The 23,742-nt window shown below is 71.7% G+C and carries 24 protein-coding genes, 2 tRNA genes and 1 pseudogene; 15 read left to right on the forward strand and 12 right to left on the reverse strand.

The window, feature by feature from the left end; all coding sequences use genetic code 11:
- The first annotated feature begins 205 nt into the window (after positions 1–205).
- The 3 genes from ACWD3E_RS00880 to ACWD3E_RS00890 all read left to right on the forward strand — a co-directional run bounded on the left by ACWD3E_RS00880 (position 206) and on the right by ACWD3E_RS00890 (position 2,572).
- Positions 206–985: an HAD-IIA family hydrolase gene (locus ACWD3E_RS00880; protein WP_451385403.1), complete on the forward strand. Its 780-nt coding sequence runs from the start codon at positions 206–208 to the stop codon at positions 983–985.
- 106 nt (positions 986–1,091) lie between these two features.
- Positions 1,092–1,892, forward strand: coding sequence for a hypothetical protein (locus tag ACWD3E_RS00885; protein ID WP_451385404.1), 801 nt, complete (start codon positions 1,092–1,094; stop codon positions 1,890–1,892).
- 11 nt (positions 1,893–1,903) lie between these two features.
- Positions 1,904–2,572 (forward strand): class F sortase, encoded by a 669-nt coding sequence (locus tag ACWD3E_RS00890; protein WP_451385405.1) that lies wholly within the window; start codon positions 1,904–1,906, stop codon positions 2,570–2,572.
- On the opposite strand, the gene ACWD3E_RS00895 is transcribed toward ACWD3E_RS00890, so the two are convergent.
- Entirely contained in the window at positions 2,553–3,242 is a 690-nt protein-coding gene (locus ACWD3E_RS00895; RefSeq protein ID WP_451385406.1) for a FadR/GntR family transcriptional regulator, read from the reverse strand. The genes ACWD3E_RS00890 and ACWD3E_RS00895 overlap by 20 nt on opposite strands.
- An 87-nt stretch (positions 3,243–3,329) precedes the next feature.
- Positions 3,330–3,403: transfer RNA gene (locus ACWD3E_RS00900), tRNA-Lys, on the reverse strand.
- 187 nt (positions 3,404–3,590) lie between these two features.
- Between ACWD3E_RS00900 and ACWD3E_RS00905 the strand changes: the two genes are divergently transcribed.
- The 6 genes and pseudogenes from ACWD3E_RS00905 to ACWD3E_RS00930 all read left to right on the forward strand — a co-directional run bounded on the left by ACWD3E_RS00905 (position 3,591) and on the right by ACWD3E_RS00930 (position 9,530).
- Positions 3,591–4,913 (forward strand): peptidoglycan-binding protein, encoded by a 1,323-nt coding sequence (locus ACWD3E_RS00905; protein WP_451385407.1) that lies wholly within the window; start codon positions 3,591–3,593, stop codon positions 4,911–4,913.
- Between the two features lie 29 nt (positions 4,914–4,942).
- Positions 4,943–6,139, forward strand: a complete 1,197-nt coding sequence (locus ACWD3E_RS00910) for an SPFH domain-containing protein (RefSeq protein WP_451385408.1) — start codon at positions 4,943–4,945, stop codon at positions 6,137–6,139.
- Positions 6,140–6,315: 176 nt separating this feature from the next.
- The gene (locus ACWD3E_RS00915; protein ID WP_451385409.1) at positions 6,316–6,921 is read left to right on the forward strand and encodes a lytic polysaccharide monooxygenase auxiliary activity family 9 protein; all 606 of its coding nucleotides are present in this window, start codon (positions 6,316–6,318) and stop codon (positions 6,919–6,921) included.
- A 103-nt stretch (positions 6,922–7,024) separates the two neighbouring features.
- The gene (locus ACWD3E_RS00920) at positions 7,025–7,282 is read left to right on the forward strand and encodes a hypothetical protein (RefSeq protein ID WP_451385410.1); all 258 of its coding nucleotides are present in this window, start codon (positions 7,025–7,027) and stop codon (positions 7,280–7,282) included.
- Between the two features lie 77 nt (positions 7,283–7,359).
- On the forward strand, positions 7,360–7,824 hold the full coding sequence (locus ACWD3E_RS00925; protein WP_451385411.1) for a DUF3592 domain-containing protein: 465 nt from the start codon (positions 7,360–7,362) through the stop codon (positions 7,822–7,824).
- A 48-nt stretch (positions 7,825–7,872) separates the two neighbouring features.
- Positions 7,873–9,530 (forward strand): annotated as a pseudogene (locus tag ACWD3E_RS00930) (AMP-binding protein).
- Here ACWD3E_RS00930 and ACWD3E_RS00935 read toward each other — a convergent pair.
- The 6 genes from ACWD3E_RS00935 to ehuB form a co-directional block, all read right to left on the reverse strand.
- Positions 9,496–9,569 (reverse strand) — tRNA-Lys (locus ACWD3E_RS00935). The pseudogene ACWD3E_RS00930 and the gene ACWD3E_RS00935 sit on opposite strands and share 35 nt — an antisense overlap.
- 106 nt (positions 9,570–9,675) lie before the next feature.
- Positions 9,676–10,428, reverse strand: coding sequence for an IclR family transcriptional regulator (locus ACWD3E_RS00940; protein WP_451385412.1), 753 nt, complete (start codon positions 10,426–10,428; stop codon positions 9,676–9,678).
- 190 nt (positions 10,429–10,618) lie between these two features.
- Positions 10,619–11,416 carry an ectoine/hydroxyectoine ABC transporter ATP-binding protein EhuA gene (ehuA, locus tag ACWD3E_RS00945; RefSeq protein WP_451385413.1) on the reverse strand — a complete coding sequence of 266 codons (798 nt, stop codon included), beginning with the start codon at positions 11,414–11,416 and terminating at the stop codon, positions 10,619–10,621.
- On the reverse strand, positions 11,406–12,056 hold the full coding sequence (gene ehuD / locus ACWD3E_RS00950; protein ID WP_451385414.1) for an ectoine/hydroxyectoine ABC transporter permease subunit EhuD: 651 nt from the start codon (positions 12,054–12,056) through the stop codon (positions 11,406–11,408). The genes ehuA and ehuD overlap by 11 nt, the downstream gene beginning before the upstream one ends.
- Positions 12,053–12,775, reverse strand: a complete 723-nt coding sequence (gene ehuC / locus ACWD3E_RS00955) for an ectoine/hydroxyectoine ABC transporter permease subunit EhuC (protein ID WP_451385415.1) — start codon at positions 12,773–12,775, stop codon at positions 12,053–12,055. The genes ehuD and ehuC overlap by 4 nt, the downstream gene beginning before the upstream one ends.
- Positions 12,772–13,698: an ectoine/hydroxyectoine ABC transporter substrate-binding protein EhuB gene (gene ehuB / locus ACWD3E_RS00960; RefSeq protein WP_451385416.1), complete on the reverse strand. Its 927-nt coding sequence runs from the start codon at positions 13,696–13,698 to the stop codon at positions 12,772–12,774. The genes ehuC and ehuB overlap by 4 nt, the downstream gene beginning before the upstream one ends.
- Before the next feature lie 47 nt (positions 13,699–13,745).
- On the opposite strand from ehuB, the gene ACWD3E_RS00965 reads away from it, so the two are divergent.
- Positions 13,746–14,240, forward strand: a complete 495-nt coding sequence (locus ACWD3E_RS00965; protein ID WP_451385417.1) for a DUF3830 family protein — start codon at positions 13,746–13,748, stop codon at positions 14,238–14,240.
- Between the two features lie 124 nt (positions 14,241–14,364).
- Here ACWD3E_RS00965 and ACWD3E_RS00970 read toward each other — a convergent pair whose 3' ends face one another.
- Positions 14,365–14,610, reverse strand: coding sequence for a hypothetical protein (locus ACWD3E_RS00970; RefSeq protein WP_451385418.1), 246 nt, complete (start codon positions 14,608–14,610; stop codon positions 14,365–14,367).
- Between ACWD3E_RS00970 and ACWD3E_RS00975 the strand changes: the two genes are divergently transcribed.
- A complete protein-coding gene (locus ACWD3E_RS00975) occupies positions 14,600–14,851 on the forward strand; it encodes a hypothetical protein (protein ID WP_451385419.1) in 252 nt (83 codons plus the stop codon). The genes ACWD3E_RS00970 and ACWD3E_RS00975 overlap by 11 nt on opposite strands.
- Positions 14,852–15,008: 157 nt before the next feature.
- On the opposite strand, the gene ACWD3E_RS00980 is transcribed toward ACWD3E_RS00975, so the two are convergent.
- Together ACWD3E_RS00980 and ACWD3E_RS00985 are read right to left on the reverse strand one after the other, a co-directional pair.
- Positions 15,009–16,403: an amidase gene (locus tag ACWD3E_RS00980; RefSeq protein WP_451385420.1), complete on the reverse strand. Its 1,395-nt coding sequence runs from the start codon at positions 16,401–16,403 to the stop codon at positions 15,009–15,011.
- A 16-nt stretch (positions 16,404–16,419) separates the two neighbouring features.
- Positions 16,420–17,391 carry a D-2-hydroxyacid dehydrogenase gene (locus tag ACWD3E_RS00985; protein ID WP_451385421.1) on the reverse strand — a complete coding sequence of 324 codons (972 nt, stop codon included), beginning with the start codon at positions 17,389–17,391 and terminating at the stop codon, positions 16,420–16,422.
- Positions 17,392–17,532: 141 nt separating this feature from the next.
- On the opposite strand from ACWD3E_RS00985, the gene ACWD3E_RS00990 reads away from it, so the two are divergent.
- The 3 genes from ACWD3E_RS00990 (at position 17,533) to ACWD3E_RS01000 (ending at position 20,243) form a co-directional block, all read left to right on the forward strand.
- Positions 17,533–18,330 (forward strand): maleate cis-trans isomerase family protein, encoded by a 798-nt coding sequence (locus tag ACWD3E_RS00990; RefSeq protein WP_451385422.1) that lies wholly within the window; start codon positions 17,533–17,535, stop codon positions 18,328–18,330.
- On the forward strand, positions 18,327–19,058 hold the full coding sequence (locus ACWD3E_RS00995; RefSeq protein ID WP_451385423.1) for a maleate cis-trans isomerase family protein: 732 nt from the start codon (positions 18,327–18,329) through the stop codon (positions 19,056–19,058). Before ACWD3E_RS00990 ends, ACWD3E_RS00995 begins: the two co-directional genes overlap by 4 nt.
- Before the next feature lie 96 nt (positions 19,059–19,154).
- On the forward strand, positions 19,155–20,243 hold the full coding sequence (locus ACWD3E_RS01000) for an LLM class flavin-dependent oxidoreductase (RefSeq protein WP_451385424.1): 1,089 nt from the start codon (positions 19,155–19,157) through the stop codon (positions 20,241–20,243).
- Here ACWD3E_RS01000 and ACWD3E_RS01005 read toward each other — a convergent pair.
- Complete coding sequence (locus ACWD3E_RS01005) at positions 20,222–22,060, reverse strand: putative bifunctional diguanylate cyclase/phosphodiesterase (protein WP_451385425.1); 1,839 nt, start codon at positions 22,058–22,060, stop codon at positions 20,222–20,224. The genes ACWD3E_RS01000 and ACWD3E_RS01005 overlap by 22 nt on opposite strands.
- A 376-nt stretch (positions 22,061–22,436) precedes the next feature.
- On the opposite strand from ACWD3E_RS01005, the gene ACWD3E_RS01010 reads away from it, so the two are divergent.
- Complete coding sequence (locus tag ACWD3E_RS01010; RefSeq protein WP_451386469.1) at positions 22,437–23,645, forward strand: M6 family metalloprotease domain-containing protein; 1,209 nt, start codon at positions 22,437–22,439, stop codon at positions 23,643–23,645.
- Positions 23,646–23,742 lie beyond the last annotated feature (97 nt).

Below are 23,742 nucleotides of genomic sequence, written 5' to 3' on the forward strand. Positions count from 1 at the left end.
GAACACCGAACAATGTGTGAGACATATCCAACGAATCGGGACGGGCTCAAGCAGCGGTGGCTGCTCTGCAGCCTTCAAATATGCATTGCCGGACTACGCTGGTCTGCGCTGGGGCAGCCAGTGGTGCCCGGCCGGCCGAGGGTGTCCGGTCCGGAGTGATACGCAAGATCGTTCAGAGCCTTCGCACGACCGAGGAGACGCCTACGTGGCAGAGCGCAAACCCATCGAGGCGTGGCTGACCGACATGGACGGAGTCCTCATCCACGAGGGCATCCCGATCCCGGGGGCTGACGAGTTCATCCGCAAGTTGCGGGAATCCGGCAAGCCGTTCCTGGTGCTGACCAACAATTCGATCTACACCCAGCGTGACCTCCACGCCCGGCTCGCCCGGATGGGACTCGACATCCCCGCGGAGAACATCTGGACCTCGGCGCTGGCCACCGCCCAGTTCCTCAATGACCAGCGGCCCGGCGGCAGCGCGTACGTCATCGGCGAGGCCGGCCTGACCACCGCCCTGCACGACGTCGGCTACGTCCTCACCGACCACGACCCGGACTTCGTGATCCTCGGCGAGACCCGCACCTACTCCTTCGAGGCCATGACCAAGGCCGTACGTCTCATCAACGACGGCGCCCGGTTCATCGCCACCAACCCCGACAACATCGGCCCCTCCACGGAGGGCGCGCTGCCCGCCACGGGCTCCGTCGCCGCCCTGATCACCGCCGCGACCGGCAAGGAGCCGTACTTCGTCGGCAAGCCCAACCCGCTGATGATGCGCGCCGGGCTCAACGCGATCGGCGCCCACTCGGAGACCTCGGCGATGATCGGCGACCGCATGGACACCGACGTCCTCGCGGGGCTGGAGGCCGGGATGCGCACCTTCCTGGTGCTGTCCGGCGTCACCCAGCCCGACGACATCGACCGCTACCCCTTCCGCGCCTCACAGGTCGTCGACTCCGTCGCGGACCTGGTCGACCTGGTCTGAGCGGGGCGTCCGAAACCCGGTATCACCCGGTCGGAGCAAGATGGCGCCCCCCGAGGATGCGGGGGCGCCCCCGCCGGGGGAGCCTCCAGATAACTGGAGGTTCACGATGGGCTCACTACGCCTCACTCTCTGCACCGGACTCTTCACCCTCACCGCACTCACCCCGGCGGCGTACGCTGCCGACGGCAGCCACGGAGTCTCCGTCACCCCGGAGTCCCCGTTCCCCGGCTCCGACGTCTCCCTCGGGGTGCGCGGCTGCACGGGCTCACAGGGCACCGCCGTCTCGGGCGCCTTCGTCTCCGACGCACGGCTGAGCGGCAGCCAGGGCAGCCTGTCCGGCGAGACCCGCGTCCGCTCCTCGCTCAAGCCCGGCTCCTACGACGTGAAGGTCAGCTGCGTCGACTTCACGCTCACCCGCAGGATCACCGTGGTGGACCGGGACTCCGGGCCGTCCGGGCCGTCCGGGCAGTCCGGGCAGCACTCGGGCCACTCCGACCAGTCCGGTCGTAACGACCAGTCCGGCCAGTCCGGTCGTGACCAGTCCGGCCAGTCCGACCACTCGTCGTCCTCCGGCCAGTCCGGTCGTACCGATCAGTCCGGCCAGTCCGATCAGTCCGGTCAGTCCGATCAGTCCGGTCAGTCCGACCGTAGTGACCAGACCGGTCAGTCCGACCAGTCCGGCCGTACCGACCCGCTCGGCCGGAACGACCAGCCCGGCGGGTCCGCCTCGCCCGTCGCCCCCGTGCACGCCGGCGGCGGTGGCACCGCGCACTTCGCCTCCGTGGACGCCCGGGACGCCCGGGACGCCGGACCCGGCACCGCGCAGACGGTGACGGGCATGGTGCTGGCAGGGCTGGCAGCGGTCACCGTCGGGCTGCGCGCCCGCCGGGGCCGCGGCTCGCGCTGAGGGCGGGCGCGATGTCCGACGACGGCGTCCGCTCCTCCGGCACCGGACGCCTGATCACCGGCCTGGCCTGGGCGGTGCTGCTGGTCGGGCTGTGGCTGTGGGGCCGTGGCATCACCGACGTACGGCCCAGCCCGGACGGCCCCACCACCGGTGACATCGCCGCCGTGGGCCGCCCGGCCGGGGCGGACCTACCGCCCGCCGCCCAGCCGCTGGCGGGCTCGGTGCCGCAGCGCGTCGACATCCCCGAACTGGGCGTGCAGGCCCCGGTGGTCGCCCGCGGCCTCGACAGCCGCGGCGCCGTCGACCCGCCGCCCTTCGACCAGCCGGGCGTGGTCGGCTGGTACCGCGGCGGCACCCAGCCCGGCGCGCCGGGCACCGCGCTGCTGGTCGGACACGTCGACACCAAGACCCGGCCCGCCGTCTTCTACAAGCTCAGCACCCTCAAGCCCGGCGAGACGGTCCGGGTGTTCCGCGCGGACGGCAAGGTCGCCGCGTTCACCATCGACGACGTCAGCGTCCTGCCCCGCGACCGCTTCGACGCCCGGCAGGCCTACGGCCCCCGCAAGCAGGGCCGCGCCGAACTCCGCCTGATCACCTGCGGCGGCCCCTACGACCGCGCCAGCCAGAGCTACACCGCGAACGTGGTGGTCTCCGCGTACCTCACAGGCACCGGTCCCTGACCGCGCCGAGCCGGGCGCGCACATGCCCGAAGTGGTCCCGTATGGCTTCCTCCGCCCGGAGCGAGTCGCCGGAGCGGACCGCGTCCAGGATCTCCCGGTGCTGCCGGCAGGTGATCCGCGGGTCCTGCGGCATGTCCACCAGGTCCCGCTGGACCCGGTGGAAGGCGTCCCAGAACGCCTCCAGCACCTCGCTCAGCAGGACGTTGTCCAGCCCCCGGTAGAGGGCGGCGTGGAACGCGCGGTCGGTCTCGGCGAGGCCCGCCCCTTCGGCGGCCTCCCGCTCCATGCGCCCGACCAGGGCCTCCAGCTCGCCGAGGTCGGCCTCCGGCAGCCGCCCGGCCAGCCGTGACACCAGCCCGGTCTCGACGGCCTCGCGCAGCTCCAGCAGCTGCAGCAGGGAGTCCTCGCCGCGGTAGTGACCGGTGACGGTCCGGAAGGCCAGCCCCTCGATCATCGGTGCGAACGACATCGAGCCGACGTACGTCCCGAAGCCGTGCCGGATCTCCACGATCCCCATCGCCTGGAGCGCCTTCAGCGCCTCGCGCACCGAGTTCCGGCTCGCCCCGAGGAACTCCATCAGTTCCGGCTCGGTCGGCAGCGGGGCGCCCGAGGGCAGCCGCCGATCGACGATCAGCTTCTTGATCCGCTCCTGAAGGTCCCGGGCCGCCATGGCGAGAGAGTATCCGGCCAATCGGCGGCGGGACCCCGTCCGGGTATGCGAAAGGCCCCCCGCTCGCGCGAGGGGCCTTCCGGTCGGTGCGCCGCCAGGGACTCGAACCCCGGACCCGCTGATTAAGAGTCAGCTGCTCTAACCAACTGAGCTAGCGGCGCCTGCTGACAAAGAGAACTCTACCCGACCTCGAGGAGTGCTCCCGACCACCCTGAGGTGGCGGGGGAGGCCGCGGGCGGGGCCCCGTACATCATTCGGACCGTCAACATGCGTGTCCGGAAGACAGTTGTGAGACTGATCAATGTGCACCCTCGCGGACGGAACCACCCCAGATGTGAGGCAGATCGCATGGCCGCTCCGGCGTTCGAGGAACTCGACCCCGCGAGCGACTGCGACTGCCCCGGCTGCGTCCGGTGGCGGCGGATCAGCCCCCGCCTCCTGGCCGGCCGCCTCGGCGGCCATCACCCGGCGGCCCGGGGAGTGCTGGCCGTGGCCGCCGTCGCGTCCGCGGCCCTCGGTGCGGCCTCCCCGGCCGCTGCCCTCGTCGCCCCGCACCTCCCGTCCGGACCCCACCGCCCCGACGCCTCGCCGGACGACGGCGAGCCCGACACCCCGCAGGGCGCCGAGGCCCCGCTGCACGGTCCGGCGGGCGGCACGGCGAAGCCCGCGGCCGTCCGCTTCCCGGCCACCACCAGGACCGACATCGTCAAGCGGGCCAAGGTCTGGGTGGCCGCGCAGGTGCCGTACAGCATGGACACGTACTGGTCCGACGGCTACCGGCAGGACTGCTCGGGCTTCGTCTCCATGGCCTGGGGCCTGCCCGGAAACGAATGGACGGGCAGCCTCGGGGGGTTCGCGGACCGGATCGCCAAGGAGGACCTCCAGCCCGGCGACATGCTGCTCCACCACAACCCCGACGACCCCCAGCGCGGCTCCCACGTCGTGATCTTCGGCGGCTGGACCGACTACACGCGCACCTACTACACGGCCTACGAGCAGACACCCCCGCACACCCGCCGTCAGTCCACCCCGTACCCCTACTGGAGCCACGCCGACAAGTACGTCCCCTACCGCTACAAGGGCGTGCCCCCCGGCGCCGCGGGCGCGGAGCCGGCCGGGCAGAAGACGGACCCGGTGCCGTTCCCGGGGGCCGGGTACTTCGGCCCGGGGGCGAACAACAAGTACGTCACCCTGCTCGGGCAGATGCTCGTCGCCCGGGGCGGCGGCCCCGACTACACCCAGGGCCCGGGTCCGCGCTGGGGCGAGGCGGACCGGCGGGCCACCCGGGCGTTCCAGCTGGCCCAGGGCTGGAGCGGTGCGGACGCCGACGGGCTGCCCGGCCCGCGCACCTGGGAGCTGCTGGTCAACCGGAAGGGCAAGGGCATCGCGCGCGGCGCGGCCGGACCGTCGCTGCCCCCCGACGCGCACGGTGTGCCCGGCTATCCGGGCCGGAACCGGTTCCGGCCGGGTGCGGAGAACCCTTATGTCACCGAGCTGGGGAAGCAGCTGGTGAAGAAAGGTTTCGGCAGGTTCTACGAGACCGGGCCGGGCCCGCGCTGGAGCGAGGCGGACCGGCGGGCCGTCGAGGCGTTCCAGCGCAGCCAGGGCTGGCGGGGCGGCGCGGCGGACGGCTACCCGGGCCCGGAGACCTGGCGCCGCCTGTTCGGTTAGGGCATCTGGCGCGGAGGCTGGAGGCACGCATGAGTACGACCACGTCACACACGCCCGAGTCCGAGGGGCCTGCGGAGGGCGCAGCGGGCGCGGAGGCCACGGCGGGCGCGGAGGGCACAGCGAGTACGACAGGCGCGGCGGGCGAGGCGGGCGAGGCCGGCACCGCCGCCCGTCCGGCCCGGCTGATCCAGAACGAGGCGACCACCGAGATCCCGGTCCATCTGCTCTTCCGTGACGACCCCGACCCGGTGCCGCTGAAGCCCGCCGTGGTGGGCAGCCGTCAGGGCACCGGCGAGCAGCCGCGGTTGCGGCGCCCGGCGGCGGTGCCGGGCCGTACGCTCCCGCAGGTCGACCCGGAGCTGGCCGAGCGCCCGGCACGGGTGCTGCCGGGGGCGGCCGGGGTGCTCGCCGGGACGTGCGGCTTCTCCGGCTGCCTGGCCACCTCGTGGTGGGCGGGGGTGCTGCCGCCGCTCGCGGCGGAGGCGCTGCACCTGCCGGTGCACACGGGCGCGGGGCTCGGCCCGGCCCAGTGGGCGGCGTACGCGGGGGCCGGGGCGCTCGGCGTGCTCGGCTTCGGCGGGCTGGCCCGCGGGGCGACCGGGCGGGCCTGGGTGCTCGGCCTGTTCGGCCGCTACCGGGGGACGGTCCGGCGCACCGGGCTGCTCTGGGTGAACCCGCTGCTGCTGCGCCGCCGGGTCGACGTACGGCTGCGGCACTGGCGCAGCGAGGCGATGCCGGCGGCGGACGGCAACGGGGTGGCGCAGCAGGTGATCGTCCTGGTGGTGTGGCGGGTGCGGGACACCGCGCGGGCCCTGCTCGGCATCGAGGACCACGAGGCGTTCCTGCGCGAGTGCGTGGAGGCGGCGCTGGCCCGGGTGCCCGTGGAGCCGCCGGGCGGGGCGCGCGGCGGGGCGGAGGCGGCCGGGGAGGCGCTGACCCGGCTGGTGGCGGCGGAGACCGCGCCGGTGGGCCTGGAGGTGTTCTCGGTGCAGCCGGTCCGGGTGGAGTACGCGCCGGAGGTCGCGGCGGCGATGCACCGGCGCCGGATCGCCACGCTGGACGCGCAGCAGCGGGCCACCATGCTCAGCTCGGTGGTGGACTCGGTGGAGGACACGGTGACCCGGCTGACCATGCGCGGCCTGGTCGAACTGGACGACTACGAGCGGAAGGTGCTCGTGCGGGACCTGACGGTGGCGTTCTGCTCGGGGCGCGGGGAGCCGGGGTGAGGGCTCTAGGGCCTCTCGTTTGGATCGCGCCGGGATCGCGGCGAGGCTCATGACAGGGCTCGCGATTGGTCTGGACATGTTCAAGCCGCGGCAATAATCTGAGACTTGGTCTAGACCTAACATCTGCACAGCTCACCGAACTCCCCGAACTCCCCACGTTCTCCAGGAGCGGCAGCATGCGCACAAAGACCAAGTTGTCCGCAGTCGTGCTGGGTGTGGTGACCGCCGGAGCCTTCGCGCTCTCCACCGGCGGCGCCAGCGGGCACGGCTACACCGACCTTCCCGTCAGCAGGCAGAAGCTCTGCCAGAACGGCACCGTGACGGACTGCGGCGACATCCAGTGGGAGCCGCAGAGCGTCGAAGGCCCCAAGGGCTTCCCGGCCGCCGGACCCGCCGACGGCCAGCTCTGCAGCGGCGGCCTGAGTCGCTTCGCCGAGCTCAGCTCGCCCACCACCCCGTCCGGCGCGCCCTGGCCCACCACCAAGGTGACGGGAGGTCAGCAGTACACGTTCCGCTGGCAGTTCACCGCCATGCACGCCACGACGGATTTCAAGTACTACGTCACCAGGCAGGGCTGGAACCAGAACCACGCCCTGTCCCGCTCGGACCTCAACCTCACCCCGTTCCTGACGGTGCCGTACGACGGCCGGCGCCCGCCGCAGACGCTCTCCCACAGCGGCACGCTGCCGACCGGACTGAGCGGTCACCACGTCATCCTCGCGGTGTGGACGATCGCCGACACGGGCAACGCGTTCTACGCCTGCTCGGACGTCACCTTCTGATCGCGTTCGTAACCGTTCGATCCCGGCCGCCGTCCTCCGACTCCGGCTCGGACAGGGTCCGCGTGCGCCGGTACGGATGCTTCCGCCTGCTCGTCCGGCGCACGTGAGTCCTGACGCGCAGCAGCGGCGTGCGGCCTGGGAGAGCGGACTGACCGCGCAGGCCCGGGCGATACGGGCCTGGACCACCACCCGGACGGTCAACAACGTGCCCCAGCGCGTGCAGTGGCACGAGTACGACTACACCACCGTGGACGGCCGCGCCGTCCGCTTCAAGGAGAGCGGCGGTCCGCGCCACCGGGCCGAGGGCGATCGTCCTCACGCACGAGTGGGCGACGCTCCCGCGGTTCTGAGCTTCGCTTGAGGCCAACTCGCCCGCCGCGGAGGTAGTTTCCCGCCACGCCCTTCGAAGAGAGCGGCGTACCGACCTCGGGGGACCTCATGGAACTGCTGCTCTACATCGTGCCGGTCGTGATGATCGGCTTCCTCGCCTTCGCGGCGTACGCGCTCGTCCGGCGAGCCCGGCGCATCAGCCGGACCTGGACGCACGGCCTGACCGCCGAGGGCCGCTGCCTCAGGTCGTACACGACGACGAGCGGGGGCGGCGGGGACTCGTCGGTGCACACCACCCTGCACCACGTCTACGAGTTCACCACCCGCGAGGGCCGCACGGTCCGCTTCGACGAGGAGAACGGCCCCTCGACCGTCGTGGACGGCGACCACGTCACCGTGCGCTATCTGCCGGAGTGCCCCGAGCTGGCCACCGCGCTGCGGCCCTCGCGCGCCAGGCTCGCCTTCGGCACGGTCTTCGGGCTGACCGTCATCGGTCTCGCCACCACCGTCTGCGTGGTCTTCATCGTCGTGGCGCACATGATGGTCACTGAGGCCGACGGCCTGATGCCGTAGCCGCACAGTCCTCCACTTCTGACGCTGCGTCAGTTACCGTGCTCCGTCATGGAGTCCACGAGGCGGACGGTCGCCGAGCTGGTGGCGGCGCGGTGGGGGGACCGCCGGCCGGGGTTGTGGTGCGAGGAGCGGCGGCTCAGCCACCACGAGGTGGCCGCGGGAGCGGCGGCGCGGGCGGCGCTGCTGGGGGACCTGCTGCCACCGGGCGCCGTCCCGCACGTCGGGGTGCTGCTCGACAACACCGAGGAGTTCCCGCTGTGGCTCGGTGCGGCAGCCCTTGCGGGGGCCGCCGTCGCCGGGATCAACCCGACCCGGCGGGGCGCCGAGCTGGCCCGGGACCTCCGGCACACCGAGTGCCCGCTCGTCGTCACCGAGCGGGCCCACGTGCCCCTGCTGGCCGGTCTCGACCTGCCCGGGGTGCGGATCCTCGTCACCGACGGCCCCGAGTACGCCGGGCTCCTCGCCCCGTACGCCGGTGCCGTGCCCGACCCCGGCCGTGCCGCCCCGGCCGACCGGCTGCTGCTCTACTTCACCTCCGGCTCCACCGGCGCGCCCAAGGCCGCCATCTGCTCCCAGGGCCGGCTGGCCGCCGCCGGGTACGCGCTGGTCCGGCAGTTCGGGGTGCGCGCGGACGACGTGCACTACGTGTGCATGCCGATGTTCCACGGCAACGCCGTGATCGCCGACTGGGCGCCCGCGCTGGCCGCCGGGGCCGGGGTGGCGCTGCGCCGGCGCTTCTCGGCCTCCGGGTTCCTCACCGACGTACGCCGCTACCGGGCGACGTACTTCACGTATGTCGGCCGGGCGATCCAGTACCTCCTCGCCACCGAGGAGCGCCCGGACGACCGGGACAACCCGCTGCGCCTCGGCTTCGGCACCGAGGCCGGCGCGGTGGACGCGGCGGCCTTCCAGCGGCGCTTCGGGGTGCGGCTGGTGGAGGGCTACGGCTCGTCCGAGGGCGGGGCGGCGATCCAGTGGGCGCCGGGGACGCCGCCGGGCGCGGTGGGCCCCGCGGCAGCCGGGCTCGTGGTGCTCGATCCGGCCACCGGGCGGGAGTGCCCGCGTGCCGCCTTCGACACTGCCGGACGCCTGCTCAACGGCGACGAGGCGGTCGGCGAGCTGGTGAACCGGGGCCCGAACCCCTTCGAGGGCTACTGGCGCAACCCGGCGGCGGAGGCCGAGCGGCGCCGGGAGGGGGCGTACTGGACCGGGGACCTCTTCTACCGGGACGCCGACGGCTATCTGTACTTCGCGGGCCGCGGCGACGACAGGATCCGCGTCGACGGCGAGAACCTGGCCGCCGCGATGATCGAGAACATCGTCGCCCGGTACGAGGGTGCGCTCGCCGTCGCCGTGTACGGGGTGCCGGACCCGGTGACCGGGGACCAGGTGATGGCGACGATCGCCGGGAGCTTCGACCCGGCGGCCTTCGAGGCCTTCCTGCGCGCCCAGCCGGACCTCGGCACGAAGATGGCGCCCCGGTTCGTGCGGGTGGTGGACCGGATGCCGGTGACGGCGACGAACAAGATCCACCGGGCGCTGCTCAGGCAGGAGGGGTTCCGGTGCGCGGATCCCGTCTGGTGGCGGCCACCGGGGGAGTCCGCCTACAGGCCGCTGACGAGGGAGGACGCCGAAGGGCCCCTCGCTTGCGCGAAGGGCCCTTCGATCTCGTGCGCCGCCAGGGACTCGAACCCCGGACCCGCTGATTAAGAGTCAGCTGCTCTAACCAACTGAGCTAGCGGCGCATGACTCCCGCCTCTCGCGGATTTTTCATTTCCGCGGTCGGCGACGAAGAAAATACTACCCGGTCCCGAGGGGTGCTCGTGACCACCTGGATCGTCCGTCCAGGACCTAGATCGTGAGCGACAGGAGCACAGGCGCCGCACTGCGGTTCAGCGTGTCCGCCGCCTGCTTCAGCCGGTGTGCGTGCTCCAGCGGGAGCGACAGCGCCAGGCAGCCGACCGCCGAGCCCGCCGTGATCGGTACGGCCGCGCAGACCGTGCCGATCGCGTACTCCTGGAGGTCGAGGACGGGCACCGTCGGCGGCTGGGACTCCAGGCGGGACAAGAGCAGCTTGTCGCTGGTGATGGTGCGCGAGGTGAGCCGGGGCATCTTGTGCCGGGAGAGGTGGTCGCGGCGGCCGTTGTGGTCCAGCTGGGTCAGCAGGCTCTTGCCGATGGCGGTGGCGTGGGCGGAGTAGCGGAAGTCGACCCATTCGTTGACCGCGGGGGTGGTGGGCCCGGTGGCGCACTGGGTGACCTTCACCTCGCCGTCCACGTACCGGCTCATGTAGACGGCCGCTCCGACCGAGTCGCGCAGCCGGTCCAGGGTGCGCTGGAGCTTCTCGCGCAGGGCCTCCTCGCGGTCGTGCGTCGAGGTGAGCCGGCGCAGGGTGTCACCGGTGACGTACGCCCCGTCGGTGATCTGCTCGACGTAGCCCTCGCGGCGCAGCATGAGCAGCACGGTGGTCAGCCGCCCTGGCTCCAGGCCGGTCCAGCGCGCCAGCTCGGTGTCGGTGATGCCGGCGGCGTGGCGGGCGACGGTCTCCAGCACGCGCAGCGCGTCCTGGGCCGAGTGGTACGGGGCGGTCGGTTCGATCCTCACGACAGTCCCCCTCGCGTCCGGTCGGCGGATCCATACCACGATAGCGGGCAACGCCTCTTTTGGGAGAGGGTGTTGGCGAGAATGCGCCCCGCCCCACCCCCCTCCCAACTGCGGCTCAGGCTCAATGGCATATGCCTCGGTCATGGGCCGACGGCTGGACCTCGGCACTTCCCGTGTTCACAGCGCGTGGTCACAGAACCGCGCTGAGGAATTCCCGGGTCCGCTCCTGCTCCGGATCGCTGAAGATCTTCTCCGGCGGGCCCGCCTCGATCACCCGGCCCGCGTCGAACATCAGGACCTGGTCGGAGATGTCCCGGGCGAAACCCATCTCGTGGGTCACGCACAGCATCGTGATGTCCGTGCTGCGCGCGATGTCCCTGAGCAGATCGAGGACGCCCGCGACCAGCTCCGGGTCGAGCGCCGAGGTCACCTCGTCCAGCAGCAGCACCCCCGGCCGCATCGCCAGCGCGCGGGCGATCGCCACCCGCTGCTGCTGCCCGCCGGAGAGCCGGGTGGGCCGCGCGTCGCACTTGTCGGTGAGCCCCACCAGGTCCAGCAGCTCCCGGGCCCGCTGCTCCGCCTCGTCCCTGGACATGCCGAGCACCTGCACCGGCGCCTCGGTGATGTTCCGCAGCACGGACATGTTCGGGAACAGGTTGAACTGCTGGAACACCATCCCGATCTTCTTGCGGACCTCCCGGATCTCCTTCTCCGGCGCCGGGAACAGCCGCTGCCCGTCGACGGTGATCGTGCCCTCGTCCGGCTTGGTGAGGGTCATCAGCAGCCGGAGGATCGTCGTCTTGCCGGAGCCGGACGGGCCGATCAGGGTCACGTGCTTGCCGGGCTGGACGGAGAAGTCCAGCTGGTCCAGGACGGTGTTCGCGCCGAAGCGCTTGGTGACGCCGGCCAGGCGGACCAGCTCACCGCCGGCCGTCGCCGTGCCCGCGCCGGGCTCGGGTGTGTTTGTCAGGGGAGTGTCAGCGGACAAGACGTCGCTCCAGGGCTCGCAGAAGCAGGGAGGCCAGGTAGGAGATGAGGATGAAGGCGACACCGATCACGGTGATGGGCTCGGTGAACTGGAAGTGCTGCTGGGAGAAGAGCCGCGCCCGGCCGAGCATGTCCAGCACGGTGATCACCATCAGCATCGGCGTGTCCTTGAGCATCGCGATCACGTAGTTGCCGAGGGCGGGGACCACCCGGCGGATCGCCTGCGGCAGGATCACCGCCGTCCAGGTCCGGCGCCGGGGCAGGTTCAGCGCCGTCGCGGCCTCCCACTGGCCGACGGGCACCGCCTCGATGCCGGCCCGGTAGACCTGCATGGTGTACGTCGAGTAGTGCAGGCCGATCGCGAAGATGCCGGTGGCCAGCGCCGAGAAGGTCAGGCCCCACTCGGGCAGCACGTAGAACAGGAAGAACAGCTGCACCAGCAGCGGGGTGTTGCGCACGAACTCCGTGACCACCCCGACCGGCCAGCGCACGAACCGGGTCGGCGTCCGCATCAGCAGCGTCCACACCAGGCCCAGGCTGAAGGACAGCAGCGAACCGAGGGCCAGGGCCTCCAGCGTGACGAGCAGACCGCGCCAGAAGTCCGGCATGAAGTCGCTCACGGCGTTCCAGTCCCACTTCATGCGATGCCACCCCCTCCGACACCGGTGGTCTGCGCTCGCTTCAGCTCACGCGACGCCGAGAACGTGCCGGTGTCCTTGCCGATCCCGGCCTTCATCCGCTTCTCCAGCCCGCGCATCAGCCGCGTCAGCACGAAGGCGATCGCGAAGTAGATGAGCAGGATGTACGTGTAGATCTCCGCGCTCTGCTGCAGCGCCAGCCGTACGAGGTTGGCGCTGAACGTCAGATCACCCATGCCCATGACGGACACGAGTGCGGTGCCCTTGAGCAGTTCGACCAGCAGGTTGCAGAAGGAGGGGATCATCTCCGGCACCGCCTGCGGCAGCATGATCAGCCGAAGCCGCTGCCAGGGCGTGAAGCTGAGCGCGATCCCGCCCTCCTTCTGCGCCGGGTCGACCGCGTTCAGCGCGCCGCGCACGATCTCCGAGCCGTACGCGCCGTACGTCAGCCCGAGCGCCAGCGTGCCCGCCCACATCGGCACCAGCTGCCAGCCGAAGGCGACCGGCAGTACGAAGAACACCCAGAAGATCATCACCAGCGCCGAGGTGCCGCGGAACACCTCGGTGTAGAAGCCGGCGAGGAAGCGCACGATCCACCGCCGGTGGGTGCGCGCGATGCCGACGGCGAAGGAGGCGGCCGCGGCCAGCAGCGCGCTGAACACCAGCAGCTGGACGGTGGTCCAGACGCCTTTCAGTACGAGTTCCCACAGGCCCGAGGTCATCCGTGACACAGCCCCTTCGCGGTCAGGTCCGTCATCTCGGCCTTCGTGAAACCGAAGGGCCGGAGGATGCGGAACAGCTCCCCGCTCTGTTTCAGGCCGCGCAGCTCGGCGTTGAAGGCGTCCCGCAGCTTCGTCTCGGTCGGCCGGAACGCGAACGCGCCCCCGTCGACGTGCGGTTTGCCCTTGACCAGCGGCGCGAACGGCCCCGTGGCCTCCGCCTTGCCCGACTTCTTCACCACCTCGCGCGTGGTGAGCGCCGTACCGGCGAACGCGTCGACACGCCCTGCCTCTACGGCGTTCAGCCCCGCGACCTGGTCCGGGACGATCAGGATGTCGCTCTCCTTGTACCCGGCCTCCACCGCGTACTGGATCTCCGCGTACCCGGTGCCGGTGGCGAACTTGGCCTTCTTCGCGACGATGTCCTTGTACGAGTGCAGCCCCATCGGGTTGCCCTTGCGGACGATGAACGAATCCAGCATCTGGTAGTCCGGATCCGCGAAGATGACCTGCTGGCAGCGCTCGGGATTGACGTACATCCCGGCGGCCACGACATCGAACTGCTGGGAGTTCAGCCCCGGGATGAGCGAGCCGAACTCGGTCGGCACGGGCTGCACCTTGTCCACCCCGAGCCGCTTGAAGATCACCTTCGCCAACTCCGGTGCCTCACCGGTGAGATGGCCATCCTTGTCGATGTACCCGAACGGGATCTCACCGGCGATCCCGAGCCGTACGACACCCTGCGCTTTCAGCCGTTCGAGCAGTTCGCCGCCGTCCTTGCCCGATGCCGAGGCCACCCGCGTACAGCCCGCGGCGCCCGCCGCACCCAGGGCGCCGAACGCGGCGAGGCCCGCGAGCAGCGAGCGCCGGGAGCGTCTGTGTTCCGACCGGATCGTGTGTACGTCGTTCCCATGTGGTGGAGCCATGGCGGCGCGGCTACCCAGGCGCATCCGTCGTATGCACCATGGATTTCATGGCCGATCGATTCGTCACCGTCTCGCTCGACAAGCGGGACGTGCACTGCACGGCACGACTCCTGGACGAACGTGCGCCCCTGACCTGCGCGGCGGTGTGGGAGGCACTGCCGCTGACGGGCGACGTCTACCACGCCAAGTACGCGCGCAACGAGATCTACGCCCTCTTCCCGCCCTTCGCCTCCACGGAACCCCCACTGGAGAACCCGACCGTCACCCCGATCCCCGGCGACCTGTGCTACTTCTCCTTCGCCGGGACCGAACTGGGCACCAGGGCCTACGGCTACGACCGCGAGGTGCGCCCCGGCACCACCGTGGTCGACCTGGCCCTGTTCTACGAGCGCAACAACCTGCTGCTCAACGGCGATGTGGGGTGGGTGCCGGGGATCGTGTGGGGCCAGCTGGTGGAGGGCCTGGACGCGATGGCCGAGGCCTGCAACGACCTGTGGCGCACGGGGGCGGCGGGGGAGACGCTCAGCTTCCGACGGGCGTGAGAGCCCACGGCTGTTTCCGGCCTTCCAGTGGATCTTTCCCGGGCGGCGATGCGTGGCCGGAAAGGGATGCAGACGCGAAGGCGATCTTGACCGCCTTTCTGGAGCGCAGATAGCTTCTCCCCGCCTAATCAGGTACCGGATTCGAGAGAGGGAAAAAAGTGGCCATTTCACGGCTGCGTAACCGAGTTGCCCTGGGTGTGACGGGGATTGCCTTCGGTGTCATTCCGCTCATTTCCGCTTCACCGGCATTCGCCGCCCCGACCTCCACCAGCCTCACGGTCGGGCCGGTCGCGCTTCCGCAGGTTCCGGTCTCCGCCTGCGTCGACACCACCTGCGTCTCGACGCCCACGCTGGCCAGCGTGACGCTCACGGCGACGGCGACGGTCGACGGTTCGATCACCCCGCTCGTGCTGACCAGGGAAGACTGCCCGAACGGCGGCCTGGGTGCCGCGGTGAGGGTGACGACCACCCAGACGGTCAGTGTCACCCTCAGCGCCGCCGTGTCCGGCACCACCGCCAGTGGCGGGCCGTACAGCACCTCGGTGGGCCCCAAGACCGAGACCATCACCGCCGGCGCGCCGGGCGCGCTGATCTCGGCCTGCACCAGCTGAGCCACTGACGGGCCGGTCCGCGAGCGCCTTTTGGCGCCGTCGGGCCGGCCCGTTCGCACGTTCACCGGCGGGAGCCGTCAAAAACGCCGACTGAATTCTGGGCGACGGTTCGACGAATTCCCAGTCGCTCCATGGCCCTCGCCTTCCGGGGAGAATTTCATGAGGCAATTCTCGAATGCGCCGGCCCCGCCGCATACAGGGCATGCGCAGCTCGCAGCACGACATCATCCCGATGCCGGGCGGCGACGATCTGCATCCCCACCGGCAGCCCTTCCTCGTCCGTCCCCACCGGAACGGTCGCCGCGGGCTGCTGGGTGAGGTTGAAGGGGTAGGTGAACGGCGTCCACCCGGTCCAGCGGCGATGTGCGGAGCCTTTCGGCACCTCCTCGCCCGCCTCGAACGCCGTGATCGGCAACGTCGGCGTGACCAGCAGGTCGTACGACTCGTGGAAGCGGCCCATGCGCCGCCCGAGGGCCATGCGGACGTCCACCGCGGCCAGATGGTCGAGGGCGCTCATCCGGGCGCCCTCCGCGCAGATCTCGCGCAGGCCGGGGTCCAGCAGCCGGCGCTTGTCCGGGGAGAAGCGCTCGGTGAGGCGGGCCGCGCCGGTGAACCACAGGGTGTGGAACGCCTCCACCGGGTCGCAGAAGTCGGGGTCGGTCTCCTCGACGTACGCGCCCAGATCGGCCAGCGCCGCCACCGCACGGCGTACCGCCGCCGCGACCGCCGGGCGCACCGCCACCTGCCCGCCCAGCGAGGGTGAGTACGCCACCCGCAGCCCGGACACGCCTCCGTCCAGCGCCGCCACGAACGATCCCGGTGCCGGGGGCAGCGCCGACCAGTCGCGGGCGTCGGGGGCTGCGATGACGTCCAGCAGCAGGGCCGCGTCCGCCGCGTCGCGGGTCATCGGGCCCGCGTGCGACAGCGTGCCGAACGGGCTCGCCGGGTACAGCGGCACCCTGCCGTACGTCGGTTTCAGCCCGAAGATCCCGCAGAACGCAGCCGGGATTCGGACGCTGCCCCCGCCGTCCGTGCCCAGCGACAGCGGGCCCGCACCGAGCGCGACCGCCGCCGCGCTGCCGCCGCTGGAGCCGCCCGCGGTGCGCGAGGGGTCGTACGGGTTGCGGGTCACGCCGGACAGGGGGGAGTCCGTGACGCCCTTCCAGCCGAACTCCGGGGTTGTCGTCTTACCGAGGAACACCGCGCCGTGCTCGCGCAACCGGGCCACCGACGGTGCGTCTTCGACCCAACTGCCCTGCTCCGGCACGGTCTTGGAGCCGCGCAGGGTCGGGTGGCCGCGCAGCAGCAGGATGTCCTTCACCGTCACCGGCACCCCGTCCAGCAGGCCCTCCGGCTCACCACGCCGCCAGCGCTCCGTGGACTCCCGGGCCCGGGTCAGCGCGTCCTCCTCGGTGAGCCGTACGAACGCGTTCACCTCCGGCTGGATCCGCCGGGCCCGCTCCAGGGTCTGCTCGGTCACCTCCACCGGACTGAACTCGCCCTTGCGGTAGCCGTCGAGGAGTTGTACGGCGGTCAGGTCGGTGAGCTGCATGCACCCTCCTGGTAGGTCAGTGGCCGGGGACGTATCCACGCTTCTTGTCGACCACGTTCACCAGCGATCTGCCCGCCGCCCACCGCTCGTACAACTCCACGAACTGGGCGCCCAGTTCGTCCCGCCAGCCGACCGTGTCACCGCTCATGTGCGGGGAGACGACCAGCCCGGGCAGCCCCCACAACGGGCTGTCCGGCGGGAGGGGTTCGCTGGTGAAGACGTCCAGCGCGGCGCCCGCGATCCAGCGGCGGGTCAGGGCCTGGGCGAGGGCCTCCTCGTCCACCAGGGCGCCCCGGCCCACGTTCACGAAGAACGCCGAGGGCTGCATCACGCCGAAGCGGTGGGCGTCGAACATGCCGTACGTCTGCTCGGTGAGCGGGGCCGCCGCGATCACCCAGTCCGCGCGGGAGATCAGCCGGTCCAGGTCGGCCGGGCCGTGGATGCCGGTCCGCGGCACCCGCCCGGCCAGCGCCGTCGTCACACCGAGGGCCTTCAGGGTGCGGGCGATCGCCCGGCCGATCGGGCCCGAGCCCACCACGCACGCACGCGTGCCTGCCACCCGCCGGGTCTCGCGGTGCCGCCACACCCGCTCCCGCTGGTACTCCAGGGTGCGCGGCAGATCCTTGGCCGCCGCCAGCACCAGCGCGGCCACGTACTCGGCGATCGGCTGGTCGAAGATCCCGCGCGCGTTGGTCACCACGGTGTCGGACGCGGCCAGTTCCGGGCACATCAGATGGTCCACGCCCGCGCTCGCGGTGTGCACCCAGCGCGGGCGGGGCCCGTCGCCCGGCCAGGCCTCGCGCACCGCGTGCGAGGTGAAGTCCCAGACCAGGAGGACATCCGCGGCCGGCAGCCGCTCGGCCAGGTGCGCCGCGTCCGTGTGCACGATCCGGGCGCGGCCGGTGAGCCGGCCCAGCCGGGGCGGCGGGTCTGCGTCCAGCACCAGGAGCGTGGGAGGGGTGGCAGGGACGGGCGGGGGCGGCGTCATCCTCGGCGGCTCCGAACGTCTGACAGGCAGCGTCTGACATGCGTGGATTGACCACGCTCGCACCCGAACCTACCGTCGTCAACAAGGGCGCACTCGTGATGCGTTGCCCCCTCGTGTCCCTGCGTGAGACGGGTACCTGCCATGGACGTCTCCTTTCTCGGCGGTCCTCGCCCCCAGCGCGGTGTGGGGGTCGTGGCGCCCTTCGACTTCGCCCTCGACCGCGAGCTGTGGCGCTGGGTGCCCGACGAGGTGTCGCTGCACCTCACCCGGACCCCGTTCGTGCCGGTCGAGGTCAGCCTGGACCTGGCCCGGCTGGTCAGCGAGCACGAGACCCTGGGCGAGGCGGTGCGCGCGCTGACCGCCGTCGCCCCCGAGGTCGTCGCCTATGCCTGCACCTCCGGCAGCTTCGTCGGCGGGATCGCGGGGGAGCGGGCGCTGTGCGAGGCGATGCACCGGGCCGGCGCCCTGCCCTCCGTGACCACCTCCGGGGCCCTGCTGGAGGCCCTGGAGGAGCTGCGGATACGACGGCTCGCGCTGGTCACGCCGTACACGGTCTCGGTGACCGACGCGCTGCGGGAGTACGTCGCCGAGGCCGGCGTACGGGTCACCGGCTGCGCCTTCATGGATCTGACCCGGCACATCTGGCAGGTGCCGTACCGGAACGTCGTCGCGATGGCCCGCCGCGCCGTCCGCCCGGGCAGCGCCGAAGCCCTCTTCATCTCCTGCACCAACCTGCCGACGTACGACGTCATCCCGCAACTGGAGGCCGAGCTGCGCATCCCCGTCCTGTCCGCCAACCAGGTCACGATGTGGGCGGCGCTGCGCCGGCTGGGTACCCGAGCCGTGGGACCGTATCAGGCGCTGCTGGACGTGGCCGCGCGTGACTGGCCGCCCGTACTGCCCGAAGAACCGCAGCAACAGTGGGAAGGGCCGACATGACCGCACTCGGATTCCTCTATCCGGGCCACTCCGCCGAGGACGACTATCCGCGCATCGAGCAGCTTCTGGGCAGCGACATCCGGGTGGACGTGGTCCACACCGACATCGGCGAGGACGCGCACCGGGTGGACGCGCTGCGCGAGATGGGCTCCGCCGAGCGGCTCGCCCAGGGCATGGAGGTGCTGCGGCTGTCCGGCGCGGAGACGGTGGTGTGGGCCTGCACCAGCGGCAGCTTCGTCTACGGCTGGGAGGGCGCCCTGGAGCAGGTGCGGACCCTGGCCCGGGTGGCCGGAATGCCGGCCTCCTCGACGTCCTTCGCCTTCGTGCACGCGGCCCGGGAGCTCGGGGTGCGGCGGGTGGCGGTCGGCGCGACCTACCCGGAGGACGTGGCCCTGCTGTTCGCGGAGTTCCTGCGGGCCGGCGGGCTGGAGGTGACCGAGGTCCGCGCGTCGGGGATCGTCACGGCGGCGGAGGTCGGCACGTGGGGGGAGGAGGAGGTGCTGACGCTGGCACGGTCGGCGGACGGCTCCGGGGCGGAGGCCGTGCTGCTGCCGGACACCGCGTTGCACACGGCCGCGCATCTGCGGCTGTTGGAGAAGGCGCTGTCCAAGCCGGTGCTCACGGCCAACCAGGTGTCGGTGTGGGAGGGACTGAGGCTCGCCGACCGCAGGGTGAACGCGCCCGTCCTCGGGACGCTGTTCACAAGGGAACCGATCGTCCAGATGTAGCCGGATCATCCGGATGCAGCCACCGGAATAACCGGAGACCGTCTCCTGTTAGCGCAAGGCAGGACAGCCCACGCCGGAAAACAGGAGGCCCACACCGTGTCGGCAGACGAGATCCGGGGCGCGACGCACGGCACCGCGCCCGTCCCCCTCTCCGTACTGGACCTGGTGACCGTCGGCGCGGGCAGTACCGCCGGCGACGCCCTGCGCACCAGCGTCGCGCTGTCCCGCCTCACGGAGGCCCGCGGCTTCCACCGGTACTGGGTCGCCGAGCACCACTCCATGCCCGGCGTCGCCTCCTCCTCGCCGGCCGTGATCCTCGCCCACCTCGCCGCCCACACCGAGCGCATCCGGCTCGGCTCGGGCGGCGTCATGCTGCCCAACCACGCCCCGCTGGTGATCGCCGAGCAGTTCGGCACGCTGGAGGCGCTGGCACCGGGGCGGATCGATCTGGGCCTCGGGCGGGCACCGGGCACGGACGGGGCCACGGCCGCCGCGCTGCGCCGCACCGACACCCTGAACGAGGGCGCCGACGACTTCCCCGAGCAGCTCGCCGAACTCACCCGCTTCCTGGACGACGACTTCCCGGACGGGCATCCGTACCGGAGGATTCACGCCATCCCCGGCCCGGTGCAGGGCACCGCCCCCGGCGGCGTCCAGTCCACGCACCGGCCGCCCATCTGGCTGCTCGGCTCCTCCGGCTTCAGCGCCCGTCTCGCCGGGCTGCTCGGGCTGCCCTTCGCCTTCGCGCACCACTTCTCCGCGCAGAACACCGTCCCGGCCCTCGACCTGTACCGGCAGACCTTCCGCCCCTCCGCGGTGCTGGACGAGCCCTACGCCCTCATCGGCGTCTCCGCCCTCGCCACGGAGGACGAGCGGGAGGCCCGACGGCAGGTGCGGGCGATGGCGCTGAGCATGATCAGGCTCAGGACCGGGCGTCCCGGGCTCTTCCCGGACCCCGAGGAGGCCGCGAAGCACGAATTCAGCCCCATGGAGGAGGAGTTCGCCGCCTCCTGGACCGGGAACATCGTGCACGGCACCGCCGACGAGGTCCGCTCCGGCCTGGACGACCTCCAGAAGCGCACCGGCGCGGACGAGTTGATGCTCACCTCGCACAGCCACCGGGGCGCGCTGCGCCTGCGCTCGTACGAACTGATCGCCGACGCCTACGGTTTGCCCACCGCGTAGGCCCGCGCCCCCAGCAGCTCGGAGATACGATCCGGCGACACCGGGCGGGAGTACAGCCAGCCCTGTCCGGTGTCGCAGCCGATCCGGCGCAGCCGCGTCGCCTGCGCCGAGGTCTCCACGCACTCGGCGGTGACCGTGAGGCCCAGGCGGTGAGCGAGCTGGATCATCGCCTCCACGATGACCTCGTCGGCCGGGTTCGGGGTGATCGCCGGCGGCTTCTCGCCCTCGTACGCGTCGTTCTGGTACGTGTCACCCTCGTACTGGAAGCCGCGCACGAAGGAGCCGTCCAACTTCAGGGCGGAGACCGGGAGCCGGCTCAGGTAGGCCAGGTTCGAGTAGCCGGTCCCGAAGTCGTCGATGGCGATGCGTACGCCCATGTCGCTGAGGGCCTGGAGCGCTTGGAGAGGGCGGCCCGCCGAGCCCATCACCGCGGACTCGGTCAGCTCCAGCTGGAGCAGATGCGGGGCGAGTCCTGTCTCGGCGAGGGTCTCGGCCACGTCCGCGACCAGGTCGGAGTCCCACACCTGGCGCACGGCCACGTTCACGCTGACGAAGATGGGCGCCTCGCCGGGGTGGTCGAGCTGCCAGCGGCGGGCCTGGCGGCAGGCGGTGGCCAGCGCCCAGCGGCCGAGCTGCACGATCGAACCGTCCTCCTCGGCCAGTCCGATGAACCGATTCGGCGCCAGTGTGCCGAACTGCGGGTGGTGCCAGCGCACCAACGCCTCGACCCCGCTCAGCCGTCCGTCGTCCATGCCGACCAACGGCTGGTATTCGAGGACGAATTCACCGCGCTCGATGGCGGGGCGCAGGGTGGAGGACAGGGCCTGACGGGTGATCCGGTGTGCGTTGCGCTCCGGGTCGAACAGGGTCCAGCGGCCCTTGCCGTCTGCCTTCGCCCAGTACAGCGTCGTATCGGCCGCCTGCATCAGGCCGGTGGCGGTGGTCCCGGCCGCCAGCCGTTCCACGACGCCGATGGACGCCGTCAGCGACAGGCGCTGACCGGCCAGGTCGAAGGGGTCCTCCAGGGCCTTCAGCGCGGACTCGGCGAGCTCGGCGACCTGCTCGGTGCCGGTGGAGTCCTCGACGAGCAGCGCGAACTCGTCGCCGCCGAGCCGGGCCACCAGGGGCGTGCCGGCGCGGGCGTACCCGGCCTCCTCGGCGACCTGGGTCAGGCGCTCGGCGACCGCGGCGAGCAGCCGGTCGCCGACCCGGTGGCCGAGGGTGTCGTTGACGGCCTTGAAGCCGTCGAGGTCCAGATAGCACAGGCCGATCCGGCCGGTGCCGCTCGTTTCGTACGCCTCCGCCTCCAGGGCGGCCGTCAGGCGCTCGAAGAACAGCGTCCGGTTGGGCAGCCGGGTCACCGGATCGTGCATCTGCAAGTGCCTTAGCCGCGCCTGGAGTTCGCGGCGGGCGCTGATGTCGGCCACCGACAGCAGCACGCCCGGCCCGCCGCCGCTCAGCGGGGCGACGGTGACCTGCACCCACACCGACCGGCCCGCGGGGTGCTTCAACCGGCGTGTGCAGCGCAGGCGCGCCTCCCGGCCGAGCAGCACCTCGCGGTAGGCGTGCCAGGTGCGGGTGTCCGAGGAGAGGTCCACCAGGTCGGCGGCGATCCGCCCGGTGAGCGCGTCCGGTTCGGTGCCGAGCAGTTCGCCGAAGGCCGCGTTGGCGCTGCCGACGCGTCCCTCGCGGTCCACGACGGCCATGGCGAGCGGGGCAGCCGCGAAGACACGGTGATAGGTGGTGTGGTCACTGTCTGTGACGGCTGACCGGTCGAGGTCTGCCGCGGGCGTCGGCCCTTCGGACGTTCCGCTCACCGCTCGCTCCCGCAGTGCACTCGATCTGTGTCCGTGCCTGTCCGTGCCGGAAAGTGTGCCGATCATAGAGGTTGGCCCCGGGCCCTTCCAGCCACTGTCCAGTGTCCCGGACCGGTCGGCAGTTTAGACAGATCGTTTCTGCCCGCGTCTGGACAGGTTCTTCAAGTCAGCGACCAGTTGTGACGTTCCGTAAGTGTCCCGGGGTGTCGCCCGCCGGGGCGCGCCGGAGCGAGCCGGGGGCGTGCTCACCCTTCTGGTGCAGGCAAACAGGGCATAGCGCAGCAAACAATTACAGGCTGGGTGCGGTGTCCCGTGAACCGCGTCCGGAGGTCCCGTCGTGCTCAAGCTGCGCAGCACCGCCGCCGTGTGCACCACGATGTCGGCGCTCGCCGCGACCTCGATCCTCACCGGCCCGTCGGTCGCCGAGCCCTTCTCGACGGCGCCCTGCGCCCTGCACCGCACCGAGGCCCACCACTCGGAGGGCCTGGACACCTGGAACTCCGACTACACCCGCCCGACCGGACCGCTCGACGCGGTCCTGGTCTTCCTCTCCTTCCCGGACGCCACCCCGCACGCCATGCCCGCCGAGCTGACGGCCGACCACTTCCCGGCCACCAGCCGCTTCTACGAACAGGCCTCCTACGGCAGGTTCACGGTCCGCCCGCACCCGCTCGGGCACTGGCTGCGCATGCCGCAGGCGTCCACGTCGTACGCCATAAAGCGGGACTGGAGAACCGCGGACCGGTCCGCCTACCTGCGTGACGCGTTCGCCGTGGCCGACAAGGAGGTCGACTTCTCCCGCTACGGCATCGTGTACTTCGTCGCCGACCCGGACGCGCCCGGCGTGGACTCGGACGCCACGAAGGTCGTCAACCTCGACACGCCCGTGCACATGGACGGCACCGACGTCCGCCGGGTCGTCACCGTGTTCGAGAAACACCCGCCGGACCGCCTGGTCCTGGCCCATGAGACCGGCCACGTCTTCGACCTGCCCGACCTCTACCACCGCCCGGACGGCGGCAAGGGCGTCGACTGGGACACCTACGTGGGTGACTGGGACCTGATGGGCAGCCAGTTCGGCCTCGCGCCCGACCTGTTCGCCTGGCACAAGTGGAAGCTGGGCTGGCTGGATCCGCGCCAGGTGGTGTGCGTACGGAGCAAGCGCTCGACCGTGCTGACGCTCGAACCGCTGGCCGCCGGCCCCGGCGTCCCGGTGCAGGGTGCGGCCGGCGCCCCCGCCTTCGGTCTCGGCCACGGCACCAAGCTGGCCCTCGTGCGCACCGGCCCCGACAGCGTCCTCGCCTTCGAGGCCCGCGGCGGCGCCGGCAACGACCGGGCGGCCTGCCGGGAGGGCGTCCTGGTGTACCGGGTGCGCGGCGGCCCGGAGTCGGGCGGCGGCCCGGTCGAGGTGGTGGACGCCCACCCGCACACCGAGGCGTGCTGGGAGAACTCGGTCTACCCACGCCTGGCCGACGCCCCGGTCGCCCTCGGGGAGAGCTTCACGGTTCCGGGGGACGGGGTGCGGGTGGAGGTGCAGGGGCGGACGGCGTCGGGGGCCTGGACGGTGAAGATCACGCCCGGGTGACTCTGGGAGAACGCTCGCTGCGCCGACCTCTCGGGGGTGTGGGTGGCGGAGCCCCCACAGCGCGCGGCGAAGCCGCGCAATAACAGAGATGGCGAGC

Source organism: Streptomyces sp. NPDC002676 (assembly GCF_053592455.1).

Coding starts and splice junctions, on each gene's coding strand:
- ACWD3E_RS00990 (WP_451385422.1), top strand. CDS start 17,533: ATGGACGTCTCCTTTCTCGGCGGTCCTCGCCCCCAGCGCGGTGTGGGG.
- ACWD3E_RS01010 (WP_451386469.1), top strand. CDS start 22,437: ATGTCGGCGCTCGCCGCGACCTCGATCCTCACCGGCCCGTCGGTCGCC.
- ehuD (WP_451385414.1), bottom strand. CDS start 12,056: ATGAAGTGGGACTGGAACGCCGTGAGCGACTTCATGCCGGACTTCTGG.
- ACWD3E_RS00915 (WP_451385409.1), top strand. CDS start 6,316: ATGCGCACAAAGACCAAGTTGTCCGCAGTCGTGCTGGGTGTGGTGACC.
- ACWD3E_RS00965 (WP_451385417.1), top strand. CDS start 13,746: ATGGCCGATCGATTCGTCACCGTCTCGCTCGACAAGCGGGACGTGCAC.
- ACWD3E_RS00995 (WP_451385423.1), top strand. CDS start 18,327: ATGACCGCACTCGGATTCCTCTATCCGGGCCACTCCGCCGAGGACGAC.
- ACWD3E_RS00895 (WP_451385406.1), bottom strand. CDS start 3,242: ATGGCGGCCCGGGACCTTCAGGAGCGGATCAAGAAGCTGATCGTCGAT.
- ACWD3E_RS00980 (WP_451385420.1), bottom strand. CDS start 16,403: ATGCAGCTCACCGACCTGACCGCCGTACAACTCCTCGACGGCTACCGC.
- ACWD3E_RS00890 (WP_451385405.1), top strand. CDS start 1,904: ATGTCCGACGACGGCGTCCGCTCCTCCGGCACCGGACGCCTGATCACC.
- ACWD3E_RS00885 (WP_451385404.1), top strand. CDS start 1,092: ATGGGCTCACTACGCCTCACTCTCTGCACCGGACTCTTCACCCTCACC.
- ehuB (WP_451385416.1), bottom strand. CDS start 13,698: ATGGCTCCACCACATGGGAACGACGTACACACGATCCGGTCGGAACAC.
- ACWD3E_RS00910 (WP_451385408.1), top strand. CDS start 4,943: ATGAGTACGACCACGTCACACACGCCCGAGTCCGAGGGGCCTGCGGAG.
- ACWD3E_RS00985 (WP_451385421.1), bottom strand. CDS start 17,391: ATGACGCCGCCCCCGCCCGTCCCTGCCACCCCTCCCACGCTCCTGGTG.
- ehuC (WP_451385415.1), bottom strand. CDS start 12,775: ATGACCTCGGGCCTGTGGGAACTCGTACTGAAAGGCGTCTGGACCACC.
- ACWD3E_RS00905 (WP_451385407.1), top strand. CDS start 3,591: ATGGCCGCTCCGGCGTTCGAGGAACTCGACCCCGCGAGCGACTGCGAC.
- ACWD3E_RS00925 (WP_451385411.1), top strand. CDS start 7,360: ATGGAACTGCTGCTCTACATCGTGCCGGTCGTGATGATCGGCTTCCTC.